Here is a 20,607-nt window from a genome sequence, read left to right as displayed (position 1 = left end):
ATCGTCAGCCTGGGCGCCAACGGCTGGAAGATCGCCGGGCTGGTGCCGGAACTGCGCGTGCGCCACAGCCGCAATCGCAGCAACCTCGACTGGGCCTTCGGCTTCCGCCAGACCGAGGCCAGCATCATGTTGCGCCACAGCTTCTGACCCTTCCCGCGGCGCAAGCGCGACGTCAGTTGCCTGCTTCCAGCGCTGCGCCAGCCGGCGTCCGTGCATGGCGCAGCGCGCCGTATACATCGGCCATGCGCCTGGCCATCGCCGCATCCGACCAGACTTCGGCATAGGCGCGGGCATCCTCGGCCAGCTGTTCCCTGATCGCCGGCGTCGACAACAGATGGGCGAGAACATCGCCGAACCGCCTTGGGTCATCGGGCGGTGTCACGCAACCGCGCCCGGCGTCCAGGATGTCGGCAGTCCCCATCTCCGACAACGCGACCACCGGCAGTCCGGCCGCCATCGCTTCGAGCAGCACGAGCCCCTGGGTTTCGGTGCGCGAGGCAAAGGCGAAGACGTCGGCGGCGGCATAACAGTCGGGCAGCTCCCGGCGGCGCTCCAGGTAGCCGATAAAACGCACCGTATCACCCAGCCCCAACGCCGCCGCCCGCGACTGCAGTTCGCCGGATGCCGGCCCTTCGCCGGCAACCACCAACAAGATGCCCGGGCACGATTGTCTGGCATGCAGCACGGCATCGAACAGGAAGCCGATATTCTTTTCGTGGGCCACGCGGCCGACGTACAGCGCCACCAGCCGGTCCAGCGGAATGCCGTGCCGTTGGCGAAAGGCTTCGCCATCGCCGGCATTGAAGCGGGCCAGAGGAATGCCGGTCGGCAACACGTGCAGGTCGCGGGCCACACCGTAGTCGAGCAACCGCTGGCGCATCGCCCGCGACGGCACGACGACCGCGTCCAGGGCATTGCACTGCCGGCGCGACAGCCCGCGCGCCCACCCGCGCAGCCAGCCGGCGGGAAGGAAAGGCGCATAGTGCGCGATGTATTCCTCGAACAGCGTGTGATAGGTGGCAAGCACCGGCAGCCCCAGCCTGCGCGCCGCCGCCAGGCCGGCATAGTGGGCCACGAAGGGCGTCTGCACGTGGATCACGTCGCAGCCTCGGGCCGCCTCCAGCACCGCCCGGTGCATTCTCCGCCAGCCGGCCAACCTGTCCTCCCGGTCGCCCGGCACCGGCCGGCCGGCGACACGGACGATGCCGGGCTCATCCGCTTCGTCGCCGTAGCGCGGCACCACCAGGCGCACCTCCACCCCCAGGCCGGAAAGCTCGCGGCGAAAGGTCTCGATCGACGTGGACACGCCGTTGACGCGCGGGAAATAGACGTCGGACACCATCAACACACGCATTTCAATCCTCCGCCGTCAGGTCTTTAGCCTTTCTAGCCAGCCCGCGTGACACTCGCACGACAGCGGGATGACAAGCCCGTGACAAGGATCATTCCAGTCAGATGAGTGACGCAGCGCACGCTCTCCCGTCAAGTTCCATTGCATATCCGATCGCATACAAATAGCATTAACATGTTTCCATTGGAATAAATCAGAAAACAGTGTCGGAACTCATGCGGGGAGACATCACAGCAAGGACGAGATGCCATCCGGGAAATGCGGGCAGAATGCACACCATCGCCCGATGGGTCACAACGTCCGCCGTACTGATCGCCGCCGTGGGCACCGCGATGGCCCAGTCAGGCAGCCCCGGCAGCATCGATGCCCAGGAGCAGCAGCGCCAGCAGGCACGCGAGCGCGCACTGCGCGAACAACTGGAAACCATGCCCGACGTCAGGCTGCACACGCCGGCCGACACCGCCCTCCCCAGCGACTTCCCCGCATCGGAAACGCCTTGCACCACCATCCGCGAGATCGCCCTGGACGGCTCGGCACAGGCCTTCGCCTGGGCGCTTGCAGCAGCGGACCCCGCTGGCACGCTGGCCGACGGCCGCTGCCTGGGCAGCACCGGCATCGCCCTGATCATGCAGCGCGTGCAGGACGCCATCATCGCCCGGGGCTATGTCACCACCCGCGTGCTGGCCAACGCACAGGACCTGCGCGCGGGCATCCTCACCCTGACGATCCTTCCCGGCCGCATACGCCACATCCGCTTCGCGCCCGATAGCGGCGCGCGCGCCAATGCGTTCAACGCCATGTCGGCAAGCCCTGGCGACATCCTCAATCTGCGCGACATCGAACAAGGGCTGGAAAACCTCAAGCGCGTACCCACCGCCGAAGCCGACATCCAGATCGTGCCCGGCGGCGAACCCGGCGAAAGCGATCTGCTCATCACCTGGAAACAGGCCTTCCCGTTTCGCATCACGCTCTCCGCCAACGACGGCGGCGCCGAAAGCACCGGCCGCTACATCGGCTCGGCCACCCTGTCGGGCGACCACCTGTTCACCCTCAACGATCTGTTCTACGCCCACTTCACCCACGACATCGGCGGGCAGCGCGGCAAGGACCCCGGCGAGCGCGGCACCCGCGGGCACACGCTGCATTACTCGGTGCCGTACGGCTACTGGTTGTTCGGCCTGACTGCGAGCAAGAACCGCTACCACCAGACCGTCGCCGGCGCCAGTCAGGACTACCTCTACAGCGGCACCAGTGAAAATTACGAAGCGCGCCTGGCCCACCTCGTGCATCGCAACAGCCGCAGCAAGACCAGCCTTTACCTGCGCGGCTACATGAGCAAATCGGCCAGCTTCATCGACGACACCGAAATCGAGGTCCAGCGCCGGCGCATGGGCGGATGGGAGTTCGGCGTCCAGCACCGCAGCTTCGCAGGCAGGGCCGTCGCCGACCTGAACCTGGCGTGGCGGCGCGGCACCGGCGCCTTCGACGCCACCCCCGCCGTCGAAGAAGCTTTTGGCGAAGGCACCCACAAACCACGCATCCTCAGCGCCGATGCCAGCCTCGACCTGCCCTTCCGGGCGCTCGGGCACGACTTCCGCTATCTGGGCGTCTGGCGCGCCCAGTGGAACCGCACGCCGCTCGTGCCGCAGGACCGCTTTTCCATCGGCGGGCGTTACAGCGTGCGCGGCTTCGACGGCGAATCGGTGCTGATGGCCGAGCGCGGCTGGCTGCTGCGCAACGAACTCGGCTGGCGGATCGGCCCCCTGGGCGCGGAACTCTACGCCGGGCTCGATCACGGTCAGGTCGGCGGGCCGAGCGCCAGCCTCCTGGTCGGCCGGCGCCTCACCGGCGCGGTCGTCGGCCTGCGCGGCACATGGAACAGGCTCGCGTGGGAGATCTTCACCGGCAAGCCGCTGGCCAAGCCCGGAGACTTCGAGACGCCGCGTCATGCCAGCGGCTTCAACCTCACCCTGAGTCTCTGAATCGCCACGCACCATTCAGAAGGAACATCGTCATGAACGCCCGCTGCCACCGTCTCGTTTTCAACCGTCTGCGCGGCATGCTCATGGCCGTTGCCGAAACGGCCATGGCGCAAGGAGGATCACCCCGCGGCACAGCGGGGGGCACGGCCACCCCATCCAATGGATTCGCCCTGGCCAGATTGCGTCCGGTCTGCGTTGCCACGCTGTTCGCCTTGGGCTCCCCGTCGCTCGCCCAGGCCCAGATCGTCGCCTACAAGCAGGCCCCGGCCAACCAGCAGGCGACGGTGCTGAAGGCCGGCAACGGCATTCCCGTCGTCAACATCCAGACGCCCAGCGCCGCCGGCGTATCGCGCAACGCCTACGGACAGTTCGACATCCAGGCGCAGGGCGCCATCCTCAACAACAGCCGTGGCAACATCCAGTCCCAGCTCGGCGGATGGATCCAGGGCAACCCCTGGCTGGCCGCGGGCGACGCCCGCGTCATCCTCAACGAAGTCATCTCCCCCAACCCCAGCCAGCTTCTGGGCTACATCGAAATCGCCGGCAGCACCGCGCAGCTCATCATTGCCAACCCGGCCGGCATCACCTGCGACGGCTGCGGCTTCATCAATGCCAACCGCGCCACACTGACCACCGGAACCCCCATCGTCACCGGCGGCGACCTGGACGGTTATCGGGTCGAGAACGGCACGATCCGCATTGCCGGCGCGGGCATGAACACCACCAACCTCGGCTACACCGACCTCATCGCCCGCGCGGTCGAAGTCAACGCCGGCCTCTGGGCGCAGACCCTCAAGATCACCACCGGCGCCAACGTCGTCGATGCCGGCCACAGCCAGGCGGCCCCCATCGCCGGCAGCGGCGCGGCGCCCGGCTTTGCCGTCGATGTCGCCCAACTCGGCGGCATGTACGCCGGCAAGATCCATCTGGTCGGCACCGAGGCCGGGGTCGGCGTCAGGAACGCCGGCACCTTCGCCGCAACCGCCGGCGACGTGCTCGTCACCGCCGAAGGGCGACTCATCAACCGCGGCGCCATGCTGGCCGGCGAACACGCCCTCGCCATCGAAGCGCGAGGCGTGGACAACAGCGGCACGCTTTCCAGCGCCACCGCCATCACGCTGGCGAGCCAGGACGATCTGGCCAACAGCGGCTTGATGCAGGCCGGCGAAGAACTCCGCCTCGACGTCTCCGGCACCCTCGCCAATCACGCGGGGATGCTCGACGGGCAACGCCTGGACATCCGGGCAGGCGCGCTGGACAACGCCGCAGGCACCCTGCGCCAAAGCGGCATGCAGGCCCTCCGCCTCGACGCCGGCCATGTCGACAACGCTGCCGGCGCGCTCATCGGCAATCTCGCGCCAAGGCCGGCCAACGGCGAAAGCGGCGGAACGGACGGCGGCGGCAGCGAAAGCCTCGAATCCGCCGCTGCCGGCGTCATCGATGCGCCGGCCGACACCGGCGGTACCGTGGTGAGCGTCGGCACAGCCACACCACGCGTGTTCGCCGACGGCCGCATCGCCATCCGCGACCAACTCATCAACACCGGCATACTGACCGCCAGCGGGCTGCTCACCCTGGCAACGGAGCACACGCTGACCAATGCCGGCACGCTGAACCTCGACCGGCTCTCCGTCGCAGGCGACACCTTCCGCAACCAAGGCACGGTCGACGTCGCCCACGCCAGCTTCGACAGCACAAGCTTCGACAACGGCGGCGGCAGGCTCACCGTCTCCAGGCGGTTCGCCCTTGCCTCGCACGACATCCTCAACGCATATGGCTCGCTGCGCTACACCGGCACCGAGGCACTGGCTTTCTCCCCGCAAGGCCGCATCGACAACAGCAACGGACAGATCGCCAGCAACGGCATCCATCTCACGCTGGCCGCAGCGGCCATCGACAACACCGGGGGCAGCATCGAACATGCCGGCAGCGGCACGCTGGCCCTGGTCACGGATCGCCTCGACGGCAGCAGCGGCCTGATCGCAAGCCAGGGCACGCTCGATCTCGACGCCGGCGCCATCGACCTGGACAACGCCACCACCCAGGGCGATACCCTGGCCCTCAGCGCCGGCACACTCTCCAACCGTGGCGGACGCATCATCCAGAACGGCGGCACCCCGGCCGTCATCTCCATTGCCGGCCAACTGGACAACCACGGCGGCCTGATCGCCAGCGCCGCCTCGCTCGGCCTGACGGCCGGCGGGCTGGACAACCGCGACGGCGGCCAGATCGTCACCAACGGCAGCCTGGCCCTGGATACCACGACAAGCGCCTTGATCAACAATGGCGGCACACTCAGCGCCCAAGACAAGCTGTCCATCCGGAGCGCAGACGCACTCGGCAACACCGCCGGCCTGGTCGTCGCCGGCCACGATCTCGACATCACCGCCGTGGGTGCGCTCGACAACAGCGGCGGCACCCTCGGTGCCGTCACCGGCCGGGCGGACATCGCCGCCACCGGCAATCTGACCAGCACCGCCGGACGCATCGAGGCGGCCACCGATCTCACACTGTCCGGCCATGGTCTCGCCAACGACCACGGCACCATTTTCGCCCGGACCGTCCAGCTCGACGCCCAAGGCCAGGACCTGAGCAACACCCAAGGCCGGATCGCTGCCGAAACCACCCTTTCCATCGATAGTGGCCGCCTCGACAACATCGCCGGCCTGCTCCAGGCCGGCACCACTCTCGACGTCGACACCCACGGCCAGGCGCTCATCAACCGCGACACCGCCGACAGCGGCGGCCTCATCGCCCAAGGCAATCTCACGCTCGATGCCGGAGCCGTGGACAACGCCGGCGGCACCATCGGCACGGCCGGCACTCTGGTGCTCGACGCTGCGACGCTCTCCAATCGCGGCGGCCGCATCACCCAAGCCGGCAGCAACCTCACCGCCCTTGCCGTGGCTGGCCAGATCGACAACCGCGATGGCCTGATCGCCAGCGCCGCCTCGCTCGACCTGACGGCTAGCGAGCTGGACAACCGCGACGGCGGACAGATCGTCACCGACGGCAGCCTGATCCTGAGCACCACGGCCGGCCCCCTGCGCAACGACGGCGGCACCATGTTCGCCCAGGCCATCAGGATCGATGCCCAAGACCAGACGCTGAGCAACGTCCACGGCCAACTGATTGCCGAAACCCGCCTGACTGCCGACAGCGGCCGATTCGACAACACCGCCGGCCTGGTCCAGGCCGGCACCACCCTCGGCATCGACACCCGCGGCCAAGCGTTCATCAACCGCGACACCGCCGACAGCGGCGGCCTCCTCGCCCGGGGCAGTCTCACGCTAGACACCGGCGCCGTGGACAACACCAACGGCACCATCGGCACGGGCGCCACCCTTGCCCTCGACGCACAGGCGCTGGACAACCAGCACGGTCGCATCACCCAGGCCGGCAGCGACCTCACCGCCCTCTCCGTCGCCGGCCGGATCGACAACCGCAGCGGCCTGATCGCCAGCGCCGCCTCGCTCGACCTGACGGCCGGCGGACTGGACAACCGCGACGGCGGGCAGATCATCACCGATGGCAGCCTGATCCTGAGCACCACGGCCGGTGCCCTGCACAACGACGGCGGTGCGCTCAGCGCCCAAGGGAGCCTGGCCCTCCAGAGCGCAGATACGCTCGGCAATGCCGCCGGCCGGATCGTCGCCGGCAAGGATCTCGGCATCACCGCCTCCGGCGCCCTCGACAACACCAGCGGCACCCTCGGCGCCGTCGCCGGCCGGGCGGACATCATCGCGAACGGCACCGCCACCAACGCCAACGGACGTATCGAAGCCGCCGCCGCGCTCGACTTGTCCAGCCAAGGACTGGTCAACGACCATGGCAGCCTGAGCGCCCGCGCGATCCATATCGATACCCACGGCCAGGCGCTGAGCAACGTCCACGGCCAACTGATTGCCGAAACCCGCCTGACTGCCGGCAGCGGCCGATTCGACAACACCGCCGGCCTGGTCCAGGCCGGCACCACCCTCGACGTCGACACCCACGGCCGGGCGCTCATCAACCGCGACACCGCCGACAGCGGCGGCCTCCTCGCCCAAAGCGACCTCACACTGAGCACTGGCGCCGTGGACAACACCAACGGCACCATCGGCACGGCCGGCACCCTCGCCCTCGACGCGGGCACCCTGTCCAATCGCAACGGGCGCATCACCCAGGCCGGCAGCAACCTCACCGCCATTGCCGTCGCCGGCCAGTTGGACAACCGCAGCGGCCTGATCGCCAGCGCCGCCTCGCTCGACCTGACGGCCGGCGGACTGGACAACCGCGACGGCGGGCAGATCATCACCGATGGCAGCCTGATCCTGAACACCACCACCGGCGCCCTGCACAACGACGGCGGCACGCTCAGCGCCCAGGACGACCTGTCCGTCCGAAGCGCCGACGCGCTCGGCAACGCCGCCGGCCAGATCGTCGCCGGCAAGAACCTCGACATCGCCACCGCCGGAGCCCTCGACAACACGGAGGGCCGGATTCAGGCCGGCAACACCCTCGACGTCGACACCCACGGCCAGGCGCTCATCAACCGCGACACCGCCGACAACGGCGGCCTCCTCGCCCAGGGCAAGCTCACACTGGCCACCGGCGAACTGGACAACGCTGGTGGCACCATCGGCACGGGCGCAACCCTCGCGCTCAATGCCGCGACGCTCTCCAATCACGGCGGACGCATCACCCAGGCCGGCAGCGACCTCACCGCCCTTGCCGTCACCGGCCAGATCGACAATCGCAGCGGCCTGATCGCCAGCACCGCCTCACTCGACCTGACGGCCGGCGAACTGGACAACCACGACGGCGGGCAGATCCTCACCGACGGCAGCCTGGTCCTGAACACCACCACCGGCACCCTGCACAACGACGGCGGCACGCTCAGCGCCCAGGACGACCTGTCCGTCCGAAGCGCCGACGCGCTCGGCAACGCCGCCGGCCAGATCGTCGCCGGCAAGAACCTCGACATCGACACCGCCGGCGCCCTCGACAACACCGGCGGCACGCTTGGTGCCATTGCCGGCCGGGCAGACATCAGTGCCAGCGGCAATCTGACCGGCATCGCCGGACGCATCGAAGCCGCCACCGATCTCACCCTGTCCAGCCATGGCCTCGCCAACGACCACGGCACCCTCGTCGCCCGGACTATCCAGCTCGACGCCCAAGGCCAGACCCTGAGCAACACCCACGGCCAGATCGCTGCCGCAGCCGCCCTCGCCATCGATAGCGGCCAACTCGATAACACCGCCGGCCTGATCCAGGCCGGCACCACCCTCGACGTCGACACTCACGGCCAGGCACTCATCAACCGCGACACCGCCGACGGCGGCGGCCTCATCGCCCAGGGCAATCTCACGCTCGACACCGGAGCCGTGGACAACGCCCGCGGCACCATCGGCACGGCCGGCACCCTCGCCCTCGACGCCGCGACGCTCTCCAATCGCGGCGGACGCATCACCCAGGCCGGTAGCGGCCTCACTGCCCTTGCCGCCGCTGGCCGGATCGACAACCGCGATGGCCTGATCGCCAGCGCCGCCTCGCTCGACCTGACGGCCGGCGAGCTGGACAACCGCGACGGCGGGCAGATCGCCACCGACGGCAGCCTGGTCCTGAACACGACGGCCGGCGCTCTGGCCAACGACGGCGGCACGCTCAGCGCCCAGGACGACCTGTCCATCCGGAGCGCCGACGCGCTCGGCAACGCCGCCGGCCAGATCGTCGCCGGCAAGAACCTCGACATCGCCGCCGCGACCCTCGATAACAGCGATGGCACCCTCGGCGCCGTCGCCGGCTGGGCACACATCACCGCCGATAGCGCCGTCACCAACGCCAGCGGACGCATCGAGGCGGCCACCGATCTCACACTGTCCGGCCACGGCCTCAACAACGATGGCGGTACCCTGTTCGCAAGGACGGTCGGCCTCGACACCCACGGCCAGGCCCTGAGCAACACCCACGGCCGGATCGCCGCCGCAACCGCCCTCACCATCGATAGCGGCCGCCTCGACAACACCGCCGGCCTGCTCCAGGCCGGCGCCACCCTCGACCTCGACACCCACGGCCAGGCACTCATCAACCGCGACACCGCCGACGGCGGCGGCCTTCTCGCCCAAGGCAATCTCACGCTCGACGCAGGGGCTGTGGACAACGTCGGCGGCACCATCGGCACCGGCGCCGCCTTGGCCCTCGATGCGAGCGCCCTCACCAATCACGGCGGACGCATCACCCAGGCCGGCAGCGACCCCACCGCCCTTGCCGTCGCCGGCCACATCAACAACCGCAGCGGCCTGATCGCCAGCGCCGCCTCGCTCGACCTGACGGCCGGCGAGCTGGACAACCGCGACGGCGGGCAGATCGTCACCGACGGCAGCCTGGCTCTGAGCACCACGGCGGGTGCCCTACGCAACGACGGCGGCACACTCAGCGCCCAGGACGACCTGTCCGTCCAAAGCACCGATGTGCTCGGCAACACCGCCGGCCGGATCGTCGCCGGCAAGGACCTCGACATCGCCACCGCCGGCGCCCTCGACAACACCAGCGGCACCCTCGGCGCCGTTGCCGGGCAGGCGCTCGTCTCCGCCGATGGCGCCGTCAACAACACCTCCGGACACATCGAAGCCGCCACCGATCTCACGCTGTCCGGCCAGGGCCTCAACAACGATGGCGGCACCCTGTTCGCGCGGGCAGTCAGCCTCGACACCCACGGCCAGGCCCTGAGCAACACCCACGGCCAGATCGCTGCCGCAGCCGCCCTCGCCATCGATAGCGGCCAACTCGATAACACCGCCGGCCTGATCCAGGCCGGCACCACCCTCGACGTCGACACTCACGGCCAGGCGCTCGTCAACCGCGACACCGCCGACAGCGGCGGCCTCATCGCCCAGGGCAATCTCACGCTCGACGCCGGAGCCGTGGACAACACCCGCGGTGCCATCGGCACAACCGGCGCCCTCGCGCTCGATGCCGCTTCGATCTCCAATCACGGCGGACGCATCACCCAGGCCGGTAGCGGCCTCACCGCCCTTGCCGTAGCTGGCCGGATCGACAACCGCGATGGCCTGATCGCCAGCGCCGCCTCGCTCGGCCTGACGGCCGGCGAGCTGGACAACCGCGACGGCGGACAGATCGTCACCGACGGCAGCCTGGTCCTGAACACCACCAGCGGCGCTCTGCGCAACGACGGCGGCACGCTCAGCGCCCAGGACGACCTGTCCATACAAAGCACCGATACGCTCGGCAACGCCGCCGGCCGGATCGTCGCCGGCAAGGACCTCGACATCGACACCGCCGGTACCCTCGACAATACCGGCGGCACGCTCGGCGCCGTCACCGGCCGGGCGGACATCACCGCCGATGGCGCCGTCAACAACACCAGCGGACGCATCGAAGCCGCCACAGCGCTCGCCCTGTCCGGCCACGGCCTGACCAACGACCACGGCACTCTCATCGCCCGCGCAGTCAGCCTCGACACCCAAGGCCAGGCCCTGAGCAACACCCACGGCCAGATCGCCGCCGAGGCTGCACTCGCCATCGATAGCGGCCAGCTCGACAACACCGCCGGCCTGATCCAGGCCGGCACCACCCTCCACCTCGACACCCACGGCCAGGCGCTCATCAACCGCGACACTGCCGACGGCGGCGGCCTCCTTGCCCAAGGCAATCTCACGCTCGACGCCGGAGCCGTGGACAACACCGGCGGCACCATCGGCACGGGTGCCGCCCTGGCCCTCGACGCACAGGCACTGGACAACCGGCACGGGCACATCACCCAGGCCGGCGGCACCCCGGCCGCCATTTCCGTGGCCGGCCAGATCGACAATCGCAACGGCTTGATCGCCAGCGCCGCCTCGCTCGGCCTGACGGCCGGCGAGCTGGACAACCGCGACGGCGGACAGATCGTCACCGACGGTAGCCTGGTCATGAACACGATGACCGGCGCTTTGGCCAACGACGGCGGCACGCTCAGCGCCCAGGACGATCTGGCCGTCCAAAGCGCCGACGCACTCGGCAACGCCGCCGGCCGAATCGTCGCCGGCAAGGACCTCGACATCGCCGCCACCGGCGCCCTCGACAACACCAGCGGCACCCTCGGCGCCGTCGCCGGCCGGGCGGACATCTCCGCCGATGGTGCCATCAACAACACCGGTGGACGCATCGAAGCCGCCACCGATCTCACGCTGTCCAGCCGCGGCCTGGCCAACGACCACGGTACCCTCATCGCCCACGCAGCCCGGATCGATACGCACGGCCAGGCCCTGGACAACACCCATGGCCAACTCGCCGCCGAAACAACTCTCGCCATCGACAGCGGCCAGCTCGACAACACCGCCGGCCTGATCCAGGCCGGCGCCACCCTCGACCTCGACACCCACGGCCGGGCGCTCATCAACCGCGACACCGCCGACAACGGCGGCCTCCTCGCCCAGGGCACGCTCACGCTGGCTACCGGCGAACTCGACAACGTCGGCGGCACCATCGGCACGGGCGCTACCTTGGCCCTCGACGCACAAGCGCTGGACAACCGGCAGGGCCGCATCACCCAGGCCGGTAGCGACCTCGCCACCCTTGCCGTCGCCGGCCAGGTGGACAACCGCGGCGGCCTGATCGCCAGCGCCGCCTCGCTCGGCCTGACGGCCGGCGAGCTGGACAACCGCGACGACGGACAGATCGTCACCGACGGCAGCCTGGTCCTGAACACCACCACCGGCGCCCTGCGCAACGACGGCGGCACGCTCAGCGCCCAGGACGACCTGTCCATCCGAAGCGCCGATGTGCTCGGCAACGCCGCCGGCCGGATCGTCGCCGGCAAGAACCTCGACATCGCCGCCGCCAGCGCCCTCGACAACGATGGCGGCACGCTCGGCGCCGTGGCCGGGCAGGCAGACATCGACACCGGCGGCATCCTCGACAACACCAGCGGCCGCATCGAAGCCGCCACCGATCTCACGCTCTCCAGCCATGGGCTGACCAACGAGCACGGCACCCTCGTCGCCCGCGCAGCCCAGATCGACACGCACGAGCAGGCCCTGGAGAACACCCACGGCCAGATCGTTACTGAAACCGCTCTCGCCATCGACAGCGGCCAGCTCGACAATACCGCCGGCCTGATCCAGGCCGGCACCACCCTCGACGTCGACACCCACGGCCAGGCGCTCATCAACCGCGACACCGCCGACAGCGGCGGCCTCATCGCCCAGGGCGACATCACCATCGCAGCCGGCACCGTGGACAACACGGCAGGCTTTGTTCGCGCGGGCGGAGTCCTGGGCATCGATGGCGAAAGCATCGCCAACCAGGACGGACATCTGCTTGCCCAGGCGGGCATGGACCTTGCGGCCGCGACCGTCCTCGACAACCAGGGCGGCAACATGCAAACCGCAGGCGATCTCGACATCCGCGCCATCAGCCTCATCGACAACCGCAGCGGCCTGATGCGCGCGGGCGGTGCGCTGACGGCCGAGACGGCGCGCCTGGTCAACGCCGCCACCCAGGCCACCGACAAGGGCATCGAAGGCCACACCATCGACATATCCGCTCCCGAGATCGACAACCGCGACGGCGCGCTACGCGCCGACGACGCACTCATCCTGCGCAGCGGCCAAACCATCGACAACCGCAGCGGCCTGGTGAGTTCGCGGACGACACTCACCGTCCTCGACGACAGCGCGACACGCGCGCTGGCCATCGACAACCTGGGCGGCACCTTCATTGCCGACGGCGAACTCTCGCTGCATGCCGGACGCATCTCGGGCGACGGCCGGCTGCGCTCGAACAGCGACCTCGCCTTCGACCTGGACGCCGATATCGTCAACACTGGCGAAATCTCCACCGCCGGCGACATCCGCATGACGACGACCGGCACGCTGAGCAACAGCGGCACCGTCCGCGCCGGGGACGAACTCGTCCTGAAAGCCTCGTCGCTGACCAACGAGGCCACCGGAACCCTGGCCGGCGGCATGCTGGACATCTCCGTCAGCGGCACGTTGGACAACCACGGCCTGATCGACGGCGGCGAAACCCGCATCCAGGCCGGCACGCTAGACAACCTCGGCAGCGGACGCATCTACGGCGACCACCTGGCCATTACCGCCGGCACCCTAAACAACCTCGCCGACGGAAGTTCGGCACCGGTCATCGCCGCCCGCGAGCGCCTCGACCTGGGCGTGGGCGCGCTCAACAACCGCGACGAAGCCCTGATCTTCTCCGCCGGCGACCTGTCCATTGGCGGCAGCCTGGACGCGAATCGCCGGGCCACCGGGCAGGCGGACAGCATCGACAACGTCAGCGCCACCATCGAAGCTACGGGAAACCTCGCCATCGACACGGCCAGCCTCATCAACCGCAAGCGCACCTTCGACATGGAGCGGCAGCCCAGCAGCGGCCCGCAGGGCGGCATCGACCTGCTCGACTACGCCCCCGGCCTGCAATTCCACTGGCCGATCGCAGAGTCGAGCATCGGCATCTGGCGCGACTACATACGCGACCGCTACATCAACATCGTGGCCAAGATGCTGGGCGGTGCACCGGACGAAGCGCTCGTCAACGCCTTCACATTCACCGAAGATAACGAGGACAGCTTCCCCGTCTACCGGCGCAATTGGGGCGCCTACCACGAATTCATCAACCTATGGGGCGACCTCATCGGCTATGACGGCCCCACCGGCGGCGGGCTCACCGAAGCCGAACGTGCCCGCCTGGCAGCGGCCGTCAATGCCCACCCCTTGATGTCGATGAGCGACTCCGCCGCCATCTGGCGCGTCATCATCGACACGCTGGCCGCCGAGTACCCCGAGCACCTCGCCCGGATGGTCGCCGCGCTCGAACAGCAAGGCGTTTCGCAGACAGCCTACCGGCAGGTCTGCCGCGACCCGGAGAACGAATGCGACTACACCTATGACATCGCCACCACCCGGCAATACCAGCGCGACATCATCACCGCCGATTCGCCGGCGGCGATCCTGCGCGCCGGCGGCAACATGACGCTGAACGCCGGCACGCTGGACAACCGCTACAGCATCATCCAGTCCGGCGGCGACATGGCGCTTACCGGCTCGACGCTGCTCAATACCGGCGCCGAACTCTTCGAGCAAACCGATACCACCTCGACCGAGCACCTGTGGCACTGGGTCAGCCGCGATCACGGTGCCACGACCACCGCCAGCAGCACCCAGACCCTGATCGGCAGCGTACTCGGCATCATCAGCGCGGGCGGCACGCTGACGGGCAGCTTCACCCAACGCATCGACAACCTGAGCATCCGGCACAATGCCGCGCCGGTCGTCGACGCCACCGGCGCCGCCCCCGGCACCCTCCCCCCCGCCAGCCACGACCCCGCCCTCATCGGCAGCACGGCAGACTCACAAACCGACACGGACCACGGCGTCAACGCTCAACGGGCCGCCGCGACCGGCAGCGCCGGCACGCATCTCGCCACCGTGTCCCAACCCGGCGCGGCGGCGCAAACCGCGAGCGCAGACACAGGCCTGGCCACCGCCACCCAGCCAAACGCATCGGCACAGACCGCAAACGCCGACACCCGTCTGGCCGCCGCCGCCCAGCCCGGCTCAACGGCGCAGACCGCGGCCGCCGACACCGATATCTCCACCGCCCCCCAACCCGGCGCGGCCGTCCACACCGCGAACGCGGACACCCGCCTCGCCACCGCATCCCGGCCCGACAGCACGGCACGGACCACCCGCGCCGACACCGACCTGGCCGCCGCCGCCCAAACCGACCCGGCAACCGACGCCCCGCTCGCCACCGCCATCCAGCCTGACGCATCGGCACGAACCCTGACGGCCGACACCGCCCCGGCGGACGGCGCCCAGGCCGAGACTGCCACCGACATCATCGCGCACGAAACGTCGCACGGCACGGGCGGCACCATCACCCGCATCACCCGGGCCGCTGCCGCCAGCAGCGGCGACGCCCCCACGGCCATCGTCGCCACCGCAGCGCCCGCGCTGGCCCTGCCCGCCAGCCGCCTCTACCACATACAGCCCGACGGCCCTGCCGGCTACCTGATCGAAACCGATCCGGCCTTCACCCACTATCAAACCTGGCTGTCTTCCGACTACATGCTCGAAGCACTCGGCCTGGACCCCGCGCTGATCCAGAAACGCCTGGGCGACGGCTTCTACGAGCAGCGCCTGCTGACCGAGCAGATCGCCCAGCTCACCGGCCGGCGCTTCCTGCCCGGCCACGCCGACGACGAAGCGCAGTACCGCGCGCTGATGAATGCCGGCGTAACCTACGCCCGAGAATGGCAGTTGGTGCCCGGGGTCGCACTCTCGGCCGAACAGATGGCACGGCTGACCACCGACATCGTATGGTTGGTCGAGGAAAGCGTGACCCTGGCCGACGGCAGCACCCAGCGCGTGCTGGTACCGCGCATCTACGCCAGCATCCGGCAGGGTGACCTCACCCCCGAAGGCGCGCTGCTGGCCGGCGGCAACGTCGCCCTGGACACCGCCGGCGAACTCTTCACCAGCGGCACCATCGCCGGCCGCCAGGCCGTGCTGCTCACCGGCACCGACATCAGCGTCGAGCGCGGCACCGTCGTCGGCCGCGACGTCACCGTTCAGGCCAGCCAGGATCTCGCCGTGCTCGGCGGACAGATCCGCGCCGAACGCACGCTGCAGACCAGCGCCGGCCGCGACCTGAGCATTGAAAGCACCACCGTCGACCGCGACTACGCCCCGGCAGAAGGCCGCGCAGCCAATGCCACCGTGCAGCGCACCGCCATCGAGCGCGTCGCCGGCCTGTACGTTACCGGCGAAGGCGGCACCTTGGTGGCTGCCGCCGGACGAGACCTCAGCCTGCTGGCCGCGGCCGTGAGCAATGCCGGCGACGGCAGCACCCGCCTCGGCGCCGGGCGCGATCTGGTGCTCGGCACCGTCACCGAAACCAGCCAGGCCTCGACCTCCAGCAAAGGCAACCGCTGGCGAGAGGACAGCAGCACCGAGCGCGGCACCCTCATCGACACGGCCGGCGATCTGTCGCTGTCCGCCGGACGCGACCTCTCCGCCCGTGCCGCCGACGTGACTGCCGGCGGCACACTGGCCGCCTCGACCGCGCGCGACCTGACGATCGACGCCGGCGAAGCCACGCTGTCGTCCGAGCGCTGGCGCAAGAGCAGCAAGGGCAACGCGCTGTCCAAGCGCAGCCGCGAGACCCTCGACACCCTGGACCAACGCACCGCGCTCGCCAGCACCTTCTCCGGCGACAGCGTGGCGCTGGCCGCCGGCAACGATCTGAGCGTGCACGGCAGCAACGTCGTCGCCACCACGGACCTGACGCTGGCCGCCGGACGCGACCTGAGGATCGAAGCCGCCACCGAAACCCATGCCGAGACCCACTTCCGCAAGGAGAAGAAGAGCGGCCTGTCCACTTCGGGCGCCAGCCTCAGTGTCGGTTCGCAAAAGCTCACGCAGAACACCGACACCGACGCCACCACCGCCGTGGGCAGCACCGTCGGCAGTGTCCAGGGCAACATCACCCTGGTGGCCGGGCGGCAGTACACCCAGACCGGCAGCGACGTGCTCGCCCCGGGCGGCGACATCGACATCGCCGCGCAGACCGTCGACATCGTCGAGGCGCGCGAGGCCAGCGCCTACCGCTTCGAGCAGAAGTTCAAGCAGTCCGGCCTGACGCTGAGCATCAGCAGCCCGGTGCTCAGCGCCGTGCAGACCGTGCGCGAACTCGGCAAGGCCGTCAGCGACACCGACGATGGGCGCATGCACGCACTGGCCGCGGCCAGCACTGCGCTGGCCGGCAAGACTGCCTACGATGCGGTGATCGCCGGACAGGGCACGACCATCGCCGGCAAGGACGGCCAGATCGCCACCGAATTCAACGACAAGGGCGAGGCCATCGCCGGGCGCGACGCCAACGCCGCCGACAAGGTGGGCGGCATCAACATCAGCATCAGCGTGGGCAGCGCCAGCAGCAAGCAAAGCAGCACCCAGACCACCGATACCGCCACGGGCTCCACCGTGCAGGCCGGCGGCGACATCCGCATCAGCGCCACGGGGGCGGGCGAGCACAGCGACCTCACGCTGCGCGGCGCGCAGGTCACGGCTGGAGGCAAGGCCACCCTCGCCGCCGAGGATGAAATCCGCCTGCTGGCCGCCGAGAACCGCGCCGAGCAGCACAGCGACAACACGAGCAGCAGCGCCAGCATCGGCATCGGCTTTGCGCTGGGCGGCAGCCAGAACGGTTTCACCCTCCAGCTCGGTGCCAGCCAGGCCCGGGGCGACGCCGACGGCGACGATCACACCTGGACCCACACCCATGTCCAGGCCGGCGACACCGCCACGCTGACCTCGGGCGGCGACACCGCCTTCCGGGGCGCCGTCGTCTCCGCCGACCGGGTCGCGGCCAACATCGGCGGCAACCTCGTCATCGAGAGCCTGCAGGACATCCACACCTACGACAGCAGGCAGAAAAATGCCGGCTTCAGCCTCAGCCTGTGCATCCCGCCCTTCTGCTACGGTGCCACCAGCACCGGCAGCATCAGCCTGGCCGGCAGCAACATCGACAGCGACTACGCCAGTGTCACCGAGCGCAGCGGCATCGAAGCGGGCGACGGCGGCTTCGACGTCAAGGTCGGCGGCGACACCACGCTGACCGGCGCGGCCATCGCCAGCACCGATCAGGCCGTGGAAGAAGGCCGGAACCGCTTCAGCACCGGCGGCACCCTAACGCTCGCCGACCTCGAAAACAGGGCCGAGTACGATGCCCAGGGCGCGAGCCTGAACATCGGTACGGGTGTGAGCTTCGATGGGGCATTCACCCCGCAAGGCACCAGCGCCGGTTTCGGCGAAGACAGCGACAGCGCCCGCAGCATCACCACCGCCGGCATCAGCGGCATCGCAGGGGACACTGCAGTGCGCACGGGCGACGCGCCCACCGGCATCGCGCCGATCTTCGATGCGGAGGCGGTGCAGAAGGAGATCGATGCGCAGGTCAGGATCACGCAGACCTTCAACCAATACGCTCCCAAGGTCGCGGCCGACTTCGCTGCCACCCAGGCCAACGAACTTCGGAGACAAGGCAACACCGAAGAAGCCGCCAAATGGGAAGAAGGCGGCGCCTACCGCATCGCCCTGCACGCCGCCATCGGCGGCCTGAGCGGCGGGGTCGAAGGCGCCTTGGGCGCCGGCGCGGCGGCCAGTTCCGCTCCCCTGCTCGATCGATTCCAGGACAGCATCACCCAAGAGCTCAAGAACGCTGGTGCCAGCGATGGTGTGGCAGACCTCGCCGGGCAGCTGATCTCCGGCACCACGGCCGCCGGCATCGGAGCCGTCGTCTCCGGTGGCAGCACCGCCGGCACGGCAATGGGGATGAATGTCGATGCAAACAATCGACAGTTGCATCCGCGAGAAATCGATCTCATCGAAGAGCGGGTAGCCGAATTCATTGAACGGATGAAGCGCGAAGGCCTGGTCCTGGATGAAACACAAGCCCTCAACATCCTTGCCGAGAACGCAGCCGACCAGGTCGACTATCTTGACCAGATCACACCAAACGACGGCAATTCTTACCTGAACGCCCAGGCGAAGCTCTTCCTGCAGGAAGTCGGAGCAGAAGCTGGAAGCTTCATCGACACGGGCGGCAGGGAGATTAAATACTTCACCACGCGAACCGCCGACGGTCAGCATCTGCAAGCCGATTTCTACGATCCGGCACGCTACGTCGAAACATACAACAGCAAGGCCTACCAGGATTTCGCCCATACCCATCTGAATCGCAATCTGCTGGGCGGCAATCCAACACCGGAAGCCTTGCGCACCTATATCGATCGTGAAACGGATCAGGGTAAACGCGCGATGGCTGCCGCCCTGTTGCTTACCGGCGGAGGCGGAACGGCACTCGCTGCCAAGCTGGCGCCCAGGATCGCAGCGGCCGGCACAGAATTCATTTCCGCCTGCACCGCCAATCCGGTGCTCTGCCTGAATCAACTGGGCATTACCGCCGCAGATCTGGGACTGGGAGAAGCACTACCCACCGGATTGGGCGTCGCCACCGCCAACGTACTCGTTAACAAGTTGATCGACAAAACGCGGCCAGCGGAAATCGAACACCTGACCACCCGACTCGCCCAATACACGCCGGATGAGCTCCTGGCCATCAACAGCGTAACCGCCTTCAAGGACGGTAACCGAAACAGCGCGGAAGCCGTCAATGCCTATCTCTCGCTGACCAGTGGCGCCCAGGCCCCCTACATGCCCGGCACCGCGGTGCGCGATGTGCTTGCCCAGCCGGGTCAAAGGTTGTACATCATCGAAAACGCAAGCGCCTCAGGACCGGGCGGCTGGGCCGGAACACGTATTTACACTGACCTCAACGAGGCGAGGCAGCAACTGGCCTTGCTGCCGGAGTGGAAGAATCCACAGGAACTGATCCATGAGGGCAACACGATAATGGATAGTTTGGTCATTCGAGAATATACCGTCAGGCAGCCTCTGCCCACCCGTCGTGGCATGGTCGGCCCCCAGGATGAGTATTTTAGAAATGCGCAAGGCGAGCTCATTCAGACAGGACAGCAATATCCTGGAGGCGGACAGCAGATAGAATTGTTAATTGATATTCGAAAGGACACCAAAGACCCTGCGACAGGAAAATCCTTATGGCAATCCTATCTTTTAGAGAATTCAGAATATTTGGTCGGCGACATTTCCCGCAATCCTCGTCCAATTTCGAGAACGCAGTGAAGATGCAAGAACTATACTATCTGGACAAGAATGGTCAGACTATCGGTCCAATGCTCACTGATAGCGGAAAAATAAAACTAATAACACAAAATCAGCCAGCCCCTAGAGGGGCCACTTGGACCTTGGGCGCCAAGACCATCACTATCATGTTTGACCAATGGATCGATCTTTACCCAACTCCGCTTCTTGATGGACTGGTCGTACTTTACCCTAGAGGATCCCCCGAACCATATGTTCACCCCGATAATGCTGCAATCCACAATGCTAACGGTAGCTTTCGCTGTCATTTGAAAGCACCGAAGCCATTGTCCAAACACCTGCCAGGCTATGTCCACACGCCAGAGCAAGTGGCCAAACTTCCTACAGAAGGTTTTTGGCAAGTAGGCTGGGGATGCGGAGATGGCATCAGAGATTTTAGCCGCCCCTGGATGTGGGCCAATATCGGGCTTCATTGTGACATCTATGAGCGGCGCTATTTCGACCCCGACACCGGGAAGTTCGATCTGGAGCATTTTCATACTGGGCGTTATTAAGGATTAGAAAATAGTAGTCCAAGCGCGAG

Annotated in this window: 4 protein-coding genes; 3 read left to right on the top strand and 1 reads right to left on the bottom strand. The window is 68.0% G+C overall.

Features of this window, described 5'->3' with window-relative positions:
• Positions 1-172: 172 nt before the first annotated feature.
• Positions 173-1,354 (bottom strand): glycosyltransferase, encoded by a 1,182-nt coding sequence (locus C666_RS04720; protein ID WP_004334423.1) that lies wholly within the window; start codon positions 1,352-1,354, stop codon positions 173-175.
• Positions 1,355-1,620: 266 nt separating this feature from the next.
• On the opposite strand from C666_RS04720, the gene C666_RS04715 reads away from it, so the two are divergent.
• The 3 genes from C666_RS04715 to C666_RS20365 are packed head-to-tail and all read left to right on the top strand — an operon-like array spanning position 1,621 to position 20,578.
• Complete coding sequence (locus tag C666_RS04715; protein ID WP_004334421.1) at positions 1,621-3,333, top strand: ShlB/FhaC/HecB family hemolysin secretion/activation protein; 1,713 nt, start codon at positions 1,621-1,623, stop codon at positions 3,331-3,333.
• A gap of 32 nt (positions 3,334-3,365) precedes the next feature.
• Entirely contained in the window at positions 3,366-20,045 is a 16,680-nt protein-coding gene (locus tag C666_RS20215) for a two-partner secretion domain-containing protein (RefSeq protein ID WP_004334419.1), read from the top strand.
• Complete coding sequence (locus C666_RS20365; protein WP_154666229.1) at positions 20,042-20,578, top strand: hypothetical protein; 537 nt, start codon at positions 20,042-20,044, stop codon at positions 20,576-20,578. Before C666_RS20215 ends, C666_RS20365 begins: the two co-directional genes overlap by 4 nt.
• Positions 20,579-20,607 lie beyond the last annotated feature (29 nt).

The organism is Thauera linaloolentis 47Lol = DSM 12138, from assembly GCF_000310205.1.
GTDB classification, from domain to species: Bacteria; Pseudomonadota; Gammaproteobacteria; order Burkholderiales; family Rhodocyclaceae; genus Thauera; species Thauera linaloolentis.
The sequence above is the reverse complement of the archived record's forward strand: the minus strand, read 5'-3'. Positions and strand labels throughout refer to the sequence as shown.

What these genes read in the sequence shown, in the direction of transcription:
- C666_RS04720 (WP_004334423.1), bottom strand. Translation starts at nt 1,354, where the DNA reads ATGCGTGTGTTGATGGTGTCCGACGTCTATTTCCCGCGCGTCAACGGC.
- C666_RS04715 (WP_004334421.1), top strand. Translation starts at nt 1,621, where the DNA reads ATGCACACCATCGCCCGATGGGTCACAACGTCCGCCGTACTGATCGCC.
- C666_RS20215 (WP_004334419.1), top strand. Translation starts at nt 3,366, where the DNA reads ATGAACGCCCGCTGCCACCGTCTCGTTTTCAACCGTCTGCGCGGCATG.